Below are 11,911 nucleotides of genomic sequence, written 5' to 3'. Positions count from 1 at the left end.
ATTTTAAGCTTTATCTTCTGTTCCTTCTCTCTTAAACTTAAGAGATTCTTTCATCCAATATGCTAATAAGCATAATAAAACTACTAGAAAACCCCAGTTTACTGCATTAGAAATCCACCAACCTAAATCTGCTTGTGCTACACTTGTGCGTAACCAGTTAAAAGGTAGGAATAAAAAATCAGTAAATAAACTACCAATCAGTCTAAAAATATTGCTTGCTATCATAACTTAATTATCTTTACGCTGCAAAAATAACAAAAGAAACCATGCTAGCCAATTTTTTAGAGAAATCTAAACCAATCAATTTTATCAGCTATTTAGGGCTGTTTTTTTGCTTCTTTTTAATTACTATTTTTTCTAGCTTTTTTACAGACGCTTTTACTTGGTTAAGTGCACTAGAAAACCTCTCTTTTTTATTGCTTTTTTTGATTGTTTTTTTCTTTTTTAATTTTATTATTTCAAAAAACAAACTAACTTTTGATCATTCTTATGCTTTCTTCATTTATGTATTAGCAACCATACTTTTTATTCCTAAGCTACTTGAGCTTAAAACCTTTATAATGCTAATAATTTACCTTCTTTTTTTAAGAAAAATATATAGTTTACGTTCTCCTAAAAAGGTAATTCAGAAATTATTTGACAGTGGTTTTTGGTTGGGTGTTCTTTTTATTCTGGAACCCTTTACCTTGGTTTTTATCTTCTTAATTTATGCTGCTATTTTATTGCGGAAAAAAGTTTCATTTCACACTTTATTAACTCCAATTATTGGGTTTATTTCACCCTTAATAATCTATTTTGCATACTTATTTTGGAACGATTCTATGGAAGAATCTCATCAATTATTTATTTTTAATAAAATAAATAACGTACTTATTTATGCAAAAGATAGCACTATTTGGATTTCTGGAACGATTCTTTTATTAACTATATGTGCTATTTTCTTAAAATCTCCGAAAGCATTATCTGTAAACAATTCTTTTAAAAAGAGTTGGATACTTTTAATTATAAACTCAATTATTGCGGTAGTTTTTGCTTTACTTATACCTAAAAAGGATGGATCGGAAATTATTTTTTTATTGGTTCCAACATCCATAATTATTGCAAATGGATTTGAAGTTATTGAAAAAATGATGGTTAAAAATATTTTAGCAGTATTGTTATTAATAGGAACAATTCTAACTTTTTTCTTATCATAATTTAGATCCAAAAGCTAAATCGCCTGCATCTCCTAAACCAGGAACTATATACCCTTTACTATTTAGTTTATCATCAATAGCAGCGATCCATAAATGGGTGTTTTCTGGAAATTTATCTTTAATAAATTCTATTCCTTCTTTAGAAGCAATCACCACTACAATATGAATTTCTTTGGGGATTCCTTGTTTTTTTATTGCCTCATAAACAGAAACTAAAGATTGGCCTGTTGCCAACATTGGGTCTGCTAATAATAATGTTTTATTTTCTACAGATGGTGCTGCAAAATATTCTACCACAATTTCGAATTCTGCATCGTTATTTGGATGACGACGATACGCAGAGATAAAAGCATTTTCTGCATCATCAAAATAGTTTAATAGCCCTTGATGCAGAGGTAAACCTGCTCTTAAAATTGAACACAGAACAACATCATTATTAGATAGTTGCACTATTTCTTCACCTAAAGGAGTTTTAACAGACACATCTGCATAAGAAAGATTTTTACTTAATTCATACCCCAGAACTTCACCTATCCTCTCAATATTTCTTCTAAAACGAAGGGAGTCTTTTTGAATATTTACATCTCTAATTTCAGCGATGAACTTATTAAGTATAGAATTCTTTTCTTGTAGGTAATGAATAATCATTTTGATATTTTTTTGGAAACAAAAGTAAAACAATTGTCTAAAATTTGTATCTTGCATCAGTACAAAAAATTAAAATTTTAACAAAAACATTTAAAAAAATGGGAATTTTTTCATTCATTAAAAATGCTGGAGCAAAAGTTTTCGGTATTGGAAAAACTACAGAGGAAGAAAATGCTGACAAATCTGGCCAATTAAGAAACGCTATTGCGGCTTTAGATTTAGAGGTTACAGACTTATCTATTGAAGTAGAAGATGATGCTGTAAAACTTTGGGGAGAAACTGCAGATTTAGCTACCAAAGAAAAAGTAGTTTTAGTAGTAGGTAACACCAATGGTGTTGCATCTGTAGAAGACAACTTAACTGTTGCAGAAGTAGAAGTTATTGAAGAGGCTGCAATGGCTCAATTTCACACAGTAGAAAGCGGAGATACTTTAGGTAAAATTGCAAAAACTTATTATGGTAACGCAATGAAATACCCTGTAATTTTTGAAGCTAACAAACCTATGTTATCGCATCCAGATAAAATTTATCCTGGTCAAGTTTTAAGAATACCACCTTTAGTGGATTAATTTCAAAATCAACCAACCAACTTTAAAAGAGTTTCAAAAAAATTTGAAACTCTTTTTTTGTGCTATAAATTAAAATTTATCCTCAACTTTGCTTGCTCATTTTAGAATTTTAATATTGAAAATAAATCAAAGAACATTAGCATTAATTGCTGTTTCTATAGCTACATTAATTTACGGACTTAATTATACGATTGCCAAAGAAGTAATGCCCATCTATGTAAAACCATTTGGTTTTATTTTAATAAGAGTTCTTGGAGCAACTACTATTTTCTGGATTCTTGGCTTGTTTATTACCTCACAAAAAATAGAAAAAGAAGATTATCTAAAAATACTTTTGGCTTCCTTTTTTGGAGTTGGTTTAAATATGCTTTCCTTTTTTAAAGGATTAAGCCTAACTACTCCTATTAGCGCTTCTGTAATGATGGTTACCTCTCCTATTTTGGTGCTAATTTTCTCTAGTATATTAATACGAAAAGCAATTGGTAAACAAAGAATTGTAGGAGTTATCATCGGTTTAATAGGTACCGTTTTACTAATTACGTATGGTAATTCATCAGACACAAATGCTACTAACAGCAATTGGGGTAATTTTTTAGTATTTGTAAATGCTGCTTCTTATGGACTATATTTAGTGATTTCTAAAAATTTAACTGCAAAATACCATCCAATAGTTCTGGTAAAATGGTTATACTTATTTGGACTAATTTTTACAATTCCTTTTGGTTACAACGAATTAACTGCTGTCAAATGGCAAGAAATGCCTACAAACATTTATTGGAATATTGGCTACGTAGTTGTCTTCACCTCTTGCATCACCTATCTTTTCAACTTATATGGTTTATCAAAATTAAAACCAACAACTGTAAGTGTTTTTATTTATTTACAACCAGTAATTGCAACTATTTTTGCATTAATTGTGGGTAGCGACTCTTTAAACTTTGTGAAAATTAGTGCTACATTACTTATCTTTTCTGGCGTGTATTTAGTAACCAAGCAAGTAGAAAATTCTGCTAAATAAAAACTATATTTGCCTTTCAAATAAAATGTACCTTTTATGATTCAATCTATGACTGGTTATGGTAAGTCTGTATTACAATTACCTACAAAAAAAGTAACCATAGAAATTAAATCTTTAAACAGTAAAAATCTCGATTTAAACGTTCGTATTCCTTCTTATTACAAAGAAAAAGAATTGGCAGTTCGTAAAAAATTGGCTAGTGCTTTAGTTCGTGGTAAAGTAGATTTTTCAATTTTTGTAGAAATGACTGCAGATGAAACTTCTACTACTATTAATCACGGAGTTGTAAAAGAATACATGCAACAACTAAGAAATGTTGTACAAACTGGTACTTCTGATGATGTTGAGTTGTTAAAAATGGCCGTAAGAATGCCTGATGCTTTAAAAACAGAACGTGAAGAATTAGATGAAAACGAGTGGAATCTTATCAACGAAAGTGTAGATATTGCTATTAAAGATATTGTACAATATAGAATTGATGAAGCTGCTTCTTTAGAAATAGATTTTAAAGAAAGAATTGCCAATATCAAAAAATATTTAGAAGAAGTAAAAGCTTTTGATGGTGATAGAGTAGAAAACGTAAGAACACGTTTAAAAAAGGCTATAGACGATTTAAAAGTAGATACTGATGAAAATCGTTTTGAACAAGAATTGATTTATTATCTAGAAAAATTAGATATTAATGAAGAGAAAGTTCGTTTGGCTAATCATTTAGATTATTTCCTACAAACCATGGAGTCTGAAGATTCTAATGGTAAAAAATTAGGCTTTATAGTGCAAGAAATGGGTAGAGAAATAAACACTACTGGTTCTAAAGCTAATTTTGCCCCGATGCAAAAAGCAGTAATTCAAATGAAAAACGAATTAGAGCAAATTAAAGAGCAAATTTTAAACGTATTGTAAGGTTTTCTGCAAGGTTTTAAAAACCATGTAGCTCTCTACAATATTCTAACGATAAGATGCTGAAACAAGTTCAGCATGACAAAAACTAAAAATTTATGTCAGATTTTAAAGGAAAATTATTCGTCTTTTCGGCGCCTTCTGGTTCAGGAAAAACAACTATTGTACGCCATTTATTAAAGCAAGAAAGATTTAATTTAGAATTTTCTATTTCTGCTACTTCTAGAGAACCTAGAGGTGAAGAAAAAGACGGAGAGGATTATTATTTCATCAACCTAAGAGAATTTAAGGATAAAATTAAGGCTGATGAATTTTTAGAATGGGAAGAAGTATACAGAGATAACTTTTACGGCACTTTAAAAAGTGAAGTTGAGCGCATTTGGGCGTTAAAAAAACATGTTATTTTTGATATTGATGTAGTTGGAGGCTTACGTATTAAAAAGAAATACCCAAACGAAACATTGTCTGTTTTTGTAAAACCACCAAGTGTAGATGAGTTAAAAATTCGTTTAAAAAAACGTTCTACAGAAAGTGAAGATAAAATAAACATGCGTATTGCAAAAGCTTCTGTAGAATTAGCAACCGCACCACAGTTTGATAAAATTATAAAGAATTACATTTTAGAAGATGCTTTACAAGAAGCAGAAGATTTAATGAGTGATTTTTTAGAGTTAAACTAAAGGCAAAAGGCGAACAGCGAAAAGCATAAAAATGAAAATAGGTTTATATTTTGGTACATTTAACCCAATCCATATAGGGCATTTAATTATTGCCAATCACATGGTAGAATATGCAGATTTAGATGAAATTTGGATGGTTGTAACGCCACATAATCCCTTTAAGAAGAAAAGCTCTTTACTAGACAATCATCATCGTTTTGAAATGGCTTATAGAGCAACAGAAAATTATCCGAAGATTAAACCTTCTAATATTGAGTTTAAATTACCACAACCCAACTATACTGTTCATACATTAGCTCATATTTCTGAAAATTATCCAGATAAAGAATTCTGTTTAATTATGGGTGAAGACAATTTAAAAAGTCTGCATAAATGGAAAAATTATGAAACTATTTTAGAGCATCATCACATTTATGTATACCCAAGAATTGCTGACGGAAAAGTAGAGCATCAATTTAAAAATCACCCTAAAATTCATAAAGTAGAAGCACCCATTGTACAGATTTCTTCTACTGCGATTAGAAACGGAATAAAAAATCAAAAAAACGTACAACCTCTCTTATCTAAAGAGGTTTGGGAATATGTTGATGAAATGAACTTTTATAGAAAATAATTAAATTATATTTATACCACTATTAGAGATACTAATTTCTATAAGGGTTTCGTTATATATTTATTAAAAATCAAATAATTTTTTGTGGGGAATAAGAATAAAAAGAAAGGAAAACTTAAACAAAAACTAACTGATAAATACCGGTTGGTGGTTTTAAATGAAGACACTTTTGAAGAGCGTTTTTCTTTAAAACTATCAAGATTAAATGTATTTGTTTTCGGTGGATTTTTCTCTATATTGTTAATTGCTGGTACTATTTTATTAATTGCTTTTACTCCCTTAAAAGAATATATTCCGGGTTACTCTTCTACTTCTTTAAAAAGAAAGGCTGCCAATTTAACTTTTGAAGCCGATTCTTTAAAAATTAAATTAACTGTTTTAGAAAACTATACAAAAGCATTAAAACCTGTTTTAACAGGTGAAATTGAACCTGAAAGCATCGATTCTATACAAAACGAAACAAGACATCGATTGATAGATGAAAGTGCGTTAAGTGCTACTAAAGAAGACTCTTTATTTAGAGAAAAAGTAGAAAGTGAGAATCGTTTTGCCATTGAACAAAATGCTCAAAGCAATGTTAAAATTGTATTTTTTGCACCTTTAAACGGTACTATTTCTCAAGGTTTCGACGCTACCTCTAAGCATTTTGCCGTAGATATTACCGCAAAAACAGGTACACCAATTAAAGCAACTGCAGATGGTACTGTTATTTTTTCTGGTTGGACCACAGAAACAGGTTACGTTATTATTTTAAAACATGCTAAAGATTATATTTCTGTATACAAACACAATGGAAATTTACTAAAAAAACAAGGAGATTTTGTAAAATCTGGCGAAGTAATTGCCAGCGTAGGTTCTACGGGAGAATTAACCACAGGACCACATTTACATTTTGAACTCTGGAGCGGTGGTTATGCCGTAAACCCAACAAATTTTATAGATTTTAAATAATGAGTATCAAATCACTTTTTGCAATTCCGTTTGCTAAAATTGCAACTAAGAAAGTTTATAAATGGGCAAATAACCCTCATAAAACGCAAGAAAAAGTTTTTAAAAACTTAATTGCTGTAGGAAGTAAAACTGCTTTTGGAAAAGATCATAATTTTTCTTCTATATCTAATTATAATGATTTCAAAAAAGAAGTTAAGGTAACTGACTACGAAGGATTAAGACCTTATGTAGATAGAATTGTAGCTGGTGAATCTGATGTTCTTTGGACCGGAAAACCTCTTTATTTTGCAAAAACTTCTGGTACAACTTCTGGCGCAAAATTTATTCCGATTACCAAAGATTCTATGCCTACGCATATTAAAGCAGCTAGAAATGCGCTGTTATTTTATATTAAAGAAAAAAATGACGCGAGTTTTGTTGATGGAAAAATGATTTTTTTACAAGGAAGCCCTATTTTAAGTGATAAAAATGGTGTAAAACTAGGCAGATTAAGTGGAATTGTAGCGCATTATGTACCTCAATACTTATTAAAAAACAGGTTACCAAGTTGGGAAACCAACTGCATAGAAGATTGGGATACCAAAGTAAATGCCATTGTAGAAGAAACCATTAATGAAGACATGTCTGTAATTAGCGGAATTCCTTCTTGGGTGCAAATGTATTTCGAAAAACTAATTGAAAAAACAGGTAAATCGGTTTCAGAATTGTTTCCAAATTTTAATTTCTTTATTTACGGAGGCGTAAATTTTGAACCATATAAAAACAAATTTGAAAGTTTAATTGGTAAAAAAATAGATTATATAGAATTATATCCTGCATCAGAAGGGTTTATTGCATATCAAGATTCTCAAACAGAAAAGGGAATGTTATTGCAATTAGATTCTGGTATTTTCTATGAGTTTATTCCTGCGGATGAATTTTTTAATGATAACCCAACACGAATTTCTTTAAAAGAGGTAAAAATAGGCGTTAATTATGCCATCATTTTAAATACTACAGCAGGTCTTTGGGGCTATAATATTGGTGATACCGTAGAGTTTACATCAACAAAACCTTATAGAATTAAAGTTACCGGAAGAATAAAACATTTTATATCCGCCTTTGGCGAACACGTTATTGGTAAAGAAGTAGAAAAAGCATTAAACGACTCTATTACAGGTACAAATATAAATATTAGTGAATTTACTGTAGCTCCACAAGTGAGTCCGGAAAGTGGTTTGCCGTATCATGAGTGGTTTATAGAGTTTGAAAATGAGCCAGAAAATTTAGAGGCTTTTGCAGCTAAGATTGATGCATCTATGCAAGCTCAAAATATTTATTATATAGACTTAATTGAAGGAAAAGTTTTACGTCCTTTAATTATTAGAAAAGTTAAAAAAGGTGGTTTTCATGAATATATGAAATCTATTGGTAAATTTGGAGGACAGAATAAGATTCCGCAATTATCTGATAATAGAAAAATTGCTGATGTTTTAAATAATTTTTTAATTAAAGAGTAACAAAATACACACAAAATGGGAGGAAATTTTTTATTTTTAGGATTGGCCATAGCTTTGGTTATTGTTTATTTTTACAACAAATTTAGAAACAGAAGATAATTATAATGATTTATCCTTTCGAATAACGAATGAGAAGAAATCTTACATTAATTAGATTTCTAAATCGCTCCTTATTTCGAAATGACAAACTAATAGAAAATACAGATGAGTACAATTAGAATTACAAAACAATTCAGTTTTGAAACAGGCCATGCTTTATATGGTTATGATGGAAAATGTAAAAACGTTCACGGACATTCTTACAAACTTTCTGTAACTGTTTCTGGAAAACCAATTAAAGACAATACTAATGTAAAATTTGGTATGGTGATTGACTTTGGTGATTTAAAAAAGATTGTAAATGAAGAGGTTGTAGATATTTTTGACCACGCAACGGTTTTTAATAAAAACACACCTCATATTGAGTTAGCAAAAGAATTACAGGCAAGAGATCATCATGTTATTTTAGTTGATTATCAGCCAACAAGTGAAATGATGGTGATAGATTTTGCTGCAAAGATTAAAAATAGATTACCAAAAAACATCAAATTATATTCTATAAAACTACAAGAAACAGATTCTAGCTTTGCAGAATGGTATGCTAGTGAAAATTAACATTCTATACTTAAAAAAGTGCTATTTTTTAATAGTACCATTTTAAATTATGGCTTATATTTGCCCAAAAATCAAAATATTATGAAATTATTAAAATCTATTTTAGTATTATTTATCGCAATCTCTATTACAAGCTGTAGTAGTGACGATGACAATTCTCTTGAGTTAGTAGCAACCAATTTAGTTGGTAGTTATAACCTTACAGCTTATAAATCTGTAGAAACAGAAATAGCAACAGCTTCTAATGGTAATGAATCTACACTTTCGACAACTACAAAAACAGGAAGTACTTTTAAAGTAGTTGTAGAATTAAAAGCAGATGGAACATATAGCATTGATGGAAACTTTATATTAACACCAAATAAAGGTGAACAAAATGTAGAAATTATTACTTCTAGTGGAAATTACTCTTTAAACGCAACAGATAAAAAAATTACTCTTATAGCTTCTGAAGACGGATCTTTTGTTGGTGGTTCTTTTGATATTAAATCTTTTAATGAAGATAAAATGGTACTAAAACAAACAGTTGAAGGAACAGGTGACGTTAGAATAGATTCTATTACAGACATTACTTTAGAAAGAAATTAAAAAAGTAAGTAAACTTTAATAAAAAAGGTATCTAGAAATAGATACCTTTTTTATTAAAGTTTATTTTAACACTAACCTTATTTTAGAGTTTTAATACAATAATAATTAAAACCATAAGAACCTGAAATAAATTCAGGTTGACAAGGAGCTACTTTTAAGAATTACTTACCGTTAAACGTATTCATCGTATTATTTAGGCCAGCAGTACCAAAAGAAGTAATTACTTTAGCTGATGTTGGCAAACGCTCTATTAACTCACTGGTTTCTTCTTTATTCCACTCGCCAAGTACATAATCTACTTGCCTACCTCTACTATAATTACCACCAACACCAAATCTAAAACGAGCGTATTGCTGCGAATTCAACTTTTCTTGAATATCTTTAAGTCCATTATGTCCGCCAGCAGAACCTTTTGCTTTTACACGGATAACACCAAAATCTATATTTACATCATCTGTAACCACTAAAATATTTTCTACGGATATATTTTCTTTATCCATCCAATACTTTACTGCTTTACCACTTAAATTCATAAATGTACTTGGCTTTAGCAAAACAAAAGTTCTTCCTTTAAAACGAAACGTAGCTACATCTCCAAGCTTTTCAGTCTCAAAAGTTACGTTGTGCTCTTCTGCTACTTCATCAACAATTTTAAACCCAATATTATGACGCGTATTTACATACTTTTCACCAATATTACCTAAACCAATAATTAAAAATTTCTTCATCAACTCTTCTTTATATTCAACTTTTATACCAACTATTTTAGAAAAAAAGTTTTTGAATTTCATTCTTCAAAAATAAGAAGAATTATACAAATTTAGATTGCAAAATATAATTATAAGCCTCAAAATAAATTCAATGATAATAAATTTAGAGCATAAAAAAAGCGTTACAGAATTGTAACGCTTTTTGAAATTTATGTTTTGAATAAAATTTATTCTGCTGCAGCTTCTGTTGCTTCTGCTCCTTCTTCTTCTTCTTCTCCTTCTTCTACACTTGCATTTCTAGAAGTTCTAACCTGAACAACAACTGTATTGTCTGGGTGCATAAACGTATACCCTTCTGTTGCCAATGAAGTTACTACTAGTTTACTTCCAATTTTTAATTTAGAAATATCTGCAGTTACAAAATCTGGTAAGTTAGCAGGTAATGCTTTTACTCTTAATTTACGGTTTGTAAAACGTAAAGAACCACCATTTAATACTCCTGGAGAAGTACCAGTTAATTGTACAGGAATTTTCATTGTAATTTCTTTATCATCAAATAATTGATAAAAATCTACATGAATAATTTTGTCTGTTACTGGGTGAAACTGAATGTCTTGTAAAATTGCTGGAATTTTTTGACCATCAATATCTAAACTTGCTGTATACACATTTGGAGTGAATACCAACTTTTTAAACGCTTTTTCTTCTGCTGAAAAATGTATTGGGTTTTCTCCTCCGTATATAACGCAAGGAACCATACCAGCATTACGTAAGGCCTTAGTTGCTACTTTACCTACGCTTTCTCTTTTTGATCCTTTAATTGAAATTGATTTCATTACTTTTTTTCTATTATTTATTTACATTAAAAATTTTCCACTAATTGAAGTATTGTCTTGCACTTTATGCATAACATCCGCAAATAATGGCGCGCAAGATACCACTTTTATTTTAGAAGTAGCCTTTTTCAAAGGAATTGTGTCTGAAACAATTAACTCTGTTAATCCTGAGTTTTCTATTTTCTCATAAGCGTCTCCAGAAAGTATTGGATGCGTACAAATTGCTCTCACACTTAAAGCACCTCTTTCCATCATTAAATTTGCAGCGTGTGCTAATGTTCCTCCAGTATCAATCATGTCATCTACCAAAATCACATTCTTTCCTTTTACATCACCAATTAACTCCATGTGTCCTATTACATTTGCTTTTTTACGCTGTTTATAACAAATAACAACATCTGAATGTAAATGTTTAGAATAAGCATACGCTCTTTTAGAACCACCCATATCTGGAGATGCAATTGTTAAATTGTCTAATTTTAAGCTTTCTATATAAGGCATAAAAATTGTTGACGCAAACAGATGATCTACTGGTTTTTCAAAGAAACCTTGAATTTGATCTGCATGTAAATCCATCGTCATAATTCTAGTTGCTCCGGCAGATTCTAAAAGTTTTGCTACTAATTTTGCACCAATAGCAACTCTAGGCTGATCTTTTCTGTCTTGTCTTGCCCAACCAAAATAAGGCATAACAGCTGTAATATGTCTTGCTGATGCTCTTTTTGCAGCATCACACATCAACAACATCTCCATTAAATTGTCTGCATTCGGAAATGTAGAGCCTATAATAAAAACGCGTCTTCCACGAACAGATTCTTCAAAAGCTGGCTGAAATTCTCCGTCACTAAAGTAGGTTGTTTTCACTTTTCCTAAGGTAGTATTGTATTCTTTTGCAATTTTCTCTGCTAAAACTGAGCTTTGTCTGCAGGTAAATAGCTTTGGTGCTAACTGATTTGTAGGCATTTAGTTGTTTTTTTTGTTGTGTTGTTGTAAGATAACAAAAGTAGAATTTATTTATTGACTTTGAAATATATTTATTGACTTTAAAA

At 30.1% G+C, this 11,911-nt stretch carries 15 protein-coding genes; 10 read left to right on the top strand and 5 right to left on the bottom strand.

The window, feature by feature from the left end:
• Positions 1 to 3: 3 nt before the first annotated feature.
• The gene (locus tag JOP69_RS12890; protein ID WP_203393379.1) at positions 4 to 225 is read right to left on the bottom strand and encodes a hypothetical protein; all 222 of its coding nucleotides are present in this window, start codon (positions 223 to 225) and stop codon (positions 4 to 6) included.
• 41 nt (positions 226 to 266) lie between these two features.
• On the opposite strand from JOP69_RS12890, the gene JOP69_RS12885 reads away from it, so the two are divergent.
• Entirely contained in the window at positions 267 to 1,196 is a 930-nt protein-coding gene (locus tag JOP69_RS12885) for a DUF6427 family protein (RefSeq protein WP_203393380.1), read from the top strand.
• On the opposite strand, the gene upp is transcribed toward JOP69_RS12885, so the two are convergent.
• Positions 1,191 to 1,844: a uracil phosphoribosyltransferase gene (gene upp / locus JOP69_RS12880; RefSeq protein ID WP_203393381.1), complete on the bottom strand. Its 654-nt coding sequence runs from the start codon at positions 1,842 to 1,844 to the stop codon at positions 1,191 to 1,193. The two genes, JOP69_RS12885 and upp, sit on opposite strands and share 6 nt — an antisense overlap.
• A 98-nt stretch (positions 1,845 to 1,942) precedes the next feature.
• Here upp and lysM point away from each other — a divergent pair, with 98 nt between their 5' ends.
• From lysM to JOP69_RS12835, 9 genes are all read left to right on the top strand, one after another.
• Positions 1,943 to 2,413 (top strand): peptidoglycan-binding protein LysM, encoded by a 471-nt coding sequence (gene lysM, locus JOP69_RS12875; protein WP_203393382.1) that lies wholly within the window; start codon positions 1,943 to 1,945, stop codon positions 2,411 to 2,413.
• A 121-nt stretch (positions 2,414 to 2,534) separates the two neighbouring features.
• The gene (locus JOP69_RS12870) at positions 2,535 to 3,431 is read left to right on the top strand and encodes a DMT family transporter (RefSeq protein WP_203393451.1); all 897 of its coding nucleotides are present in this window, start codon (positions 2,535 to 2,537) and stop codon (positions 3,429 to 3,431) included.
• A 48-nt stretch (positions 3,432 to 3,479) separates the two neighbouring features.
• Positions 3,480 to 4,334: a YicC family protein gene (locus JOP69_RS12865; RefSeq protein ID WP_203393452.1), complete on the top strand. Its 855-nt coding sequence runs from the start codon at positions 3,480 to 3,482 to the stop codon at positions 4,332 to 4,334.
• 95 nt (positions 4,335 to 4,429) lie between these two features.
• The gene (gene gmk, locus JOP69_RS12860) at positions 4,430 to 5,011 is read left to right on the top strand and encodes a guanylate kinase (RefSeq protein WP_203393383.1); all 582 of its coding nucleotides are present in this window, start codon (positions 4,430 to 4,432) and stop codon (positions 5,009 to 5,011) included.
• A 31-nt stretch (positions 5,012 to 5,042) separates the two neighbouring features.
• The gene (nadD, locus tag JOP69_RS12855) at positions 5,043 to 5,624 is read left to right on the top strand and encodes a nicotinate (nicotinamide) nucleotide adenylyltransferase (RefSeq protein ID WP_203393384.1); all 582 of its coding nucleotides are present in this window, start codon (positions 5,043 to 5,045) and stop codon (positions 5,622 to 5,624) included.
• A gap of 84 nt (positions 5,625 to 5,708) precedes the next feature.
• Positions 5,709 to 6,575 carry a M23 family metallopeptidase gene (locus JOP69_RS12850; RefSeq protein WP_203393385.1) on the top strand — a complete coding sequence of 289 codons (867 nt, stop codon included), beginning with the start codon at positions 5,709 to 5,711 and terminating at the stop codon, positions 6,573 to 6,575.
• Complete coding sequence (locus JOP69_RS12845) at positions 6,575 to 8,074, top strand: GH3 auxin-responsive promoter family protein (protein WP_203393386.1); 1,500 nt, start codon at positions 6,575 to 6,577, stop codon at positions 8,072 to 8,074. Before JOP69_RS12850 ends, JOP69_RS12845 begins: the two co-directional genes overlap by 1 nt.
• Positions 8,075 to 8,278: 204 nt before the next feature.
• A complete protein-coding gene (locus JOP69_RS12840) occupies positions 8,279 to 8,728 on the top strand; it encodes a 6-carboxytetrahydropterin synthase (RefSeq protein ID WP_203393387.1) in 450 nt (149 codons plus the stop codon).
• An 81-nt stretch (positions 8,729 to 8,809) separates the two neighbouring features.
• Positions 8,810 to 9,316: a hypothetical protein gene (locus tag JOP69_RS12835; RefSeq protein ID WP_203393388.1), complete on the top strand. Its 507-nt coding sequence runs from the start codon at positions 8,810 to 8,812 to the stop codon at positions 9,314 to 9,316.
• Between the two features lie 161 nt (positions 9,317 to 9,477).
• On the opposite strand, the gene pth is transcribed toward JOP69_RS12835, so the two are convergent.
• The 3 genes from pth to JOP69_RS12820 all read right to left on the bottom strand — a co-directional run bounded on the left by pth (position 9,478) and on the right by JOP69_RS12820 (position 11,825).
• Positions 9,478 to 10,044: an aminoacyl-tRNA hydrolase gene (pth, locus tag JOP69_RS12830; RefSeq protein ID WP_203393389.1), complete on the bottom strand. Its 567-nt coding sequence runs from the start codon at positions 10,042 to 10,044 to the stop codon at positions 9,478 to 9,480.
• Positions 10,045 to 10,253: 209 nt separating this feature from the next.
• Entirely contained in the window at positions 10,254 to 10,862 is a 609-nt protein-coding gene (locus tag JOP69_RS12825) for a 50S ribosomal protein L25/general stress protein Ctc (protein ID WP_203393390.1), read from the bottom strand.
• A 21-nt stretch (positions 10,863 to 10,883) separates the two neighbouring features.
• Positions 10,884 to 11,825, bottom strand: a complete 942-nt coding sequence (locus tag JOP69_RS12820; RefSeq protein ID WP_203393391.1) for a ribose-phosphate pyrophosphokinase — start codon at positions 11,823 to 11,825, stop codon at positions 10,884 to 10,886.
• Positions 11,826 to 11,911: the final 86 nt, after the last annotated feature.

The sequence above is a fragment of the Polaribacter sp. Q13 genome, assembly GCF_016858305.2.
Classification (GTDB): Bacteria; Bacteroidota; Bacteroidia; order Flavobacteriales; family Flavobacteriaceae; genus Polaribacter.
Note: the sequence above shows the minus strand (reverse complement) of the source record. Positions and strands in the feature narration are given on the sequence as shown.

Excerpts from the sequence above, each read along its gene's own strand:
- gmk (WP_203393383.1), top strand. The coding sequence starts at position 4,430 with ATGTCAGATTTTAAAGGAAAATTATTCGTCTTTTCGGCGCCTTCTGGT.
- JOP69_RS12865 (WP_203393452.1), top strand. The coding sequence starts at position 3,480 with ATGACTGGTTATGGTAAGTCTGTATTACAATTACCTACAAAAAAAGTA.
- JOP69_RS12825 (WP_203393390.1), bottom strand. The coding sequence starts at position 10,862 with ATGAAATCAATTTCAATTAAAGGATCAAAAAGAGAAAGCGTAGGTAAA.
- nadD (WP_203393384.1), top strand. The coding sequence starts at position 5,043 with ATGAAAATAGGTTTATATTTTGGTACATTTAACCCAATCCATATAGGG.
- lysM (WP_203393382.1), top strand. The coding sequence starts at position 1,943 with ATGGGAATTTTTTCATTCATTAAAAATGCTGGAGCAAAAGTTTTCGGT.
- JOP69_RS12890 (WP_203393379.1), bottom strand. The coding sequence starts at position 225 with ATGATAGCAAGCAATATTTTTAGACTGATTGGTAGTTTATTTACTGAT.
- JOP69_RS12835 (WP_203393388.1), top strand. The coding sequence starts at position 8,810 with ATGAAATTATTAAAATCTATTTTAGTATTATTTATCGCAATCTCTATT.
- pth (WP_203393389.1), bottom strand. The coding sequence starts at position 10,044 with ATGAAGAAATTTTTAATTATTGGTTTAGGTAATATTGGTGAAAAGTAT.
- JOP69_RS12885 (WP_203393380.1), top strand. The coding sequence starts at position 267 with ATGCTAGCCAATTTTTTAGAGAAATCTAAACCAATCAATTTTATCAGC.
- JOP69_RS12840 (WP_203393387.1), top strand. The coding sequence starts at position 8,279 with ATGAGTACAATTAGAATTACAAAACAATTCAGTTTTGAAACAGGCCAT.
- JOP69_RS12820 (WP_203393391.1), bottom strand. The coding sequence starts at position 11,825 with ATGCCTACAAATCAGTTAGCACCAAAGCTATTTACCTGCAGACAAAGC.
- upp (WP_203393381.1), bottom strand. The coding sequence starts at position 1,844 with ATGATTATTCATTACCTACAAGAAAAGAATTCTATACTTAATAAGTTC.
- JOP69_RS12845 (WP_203393386.1), top strand. The coding sequence starts at position 6,575 with ATGAGTATCAAATCACTTTTTGCAATTCCGTTTGCTAAAATTGCAACT.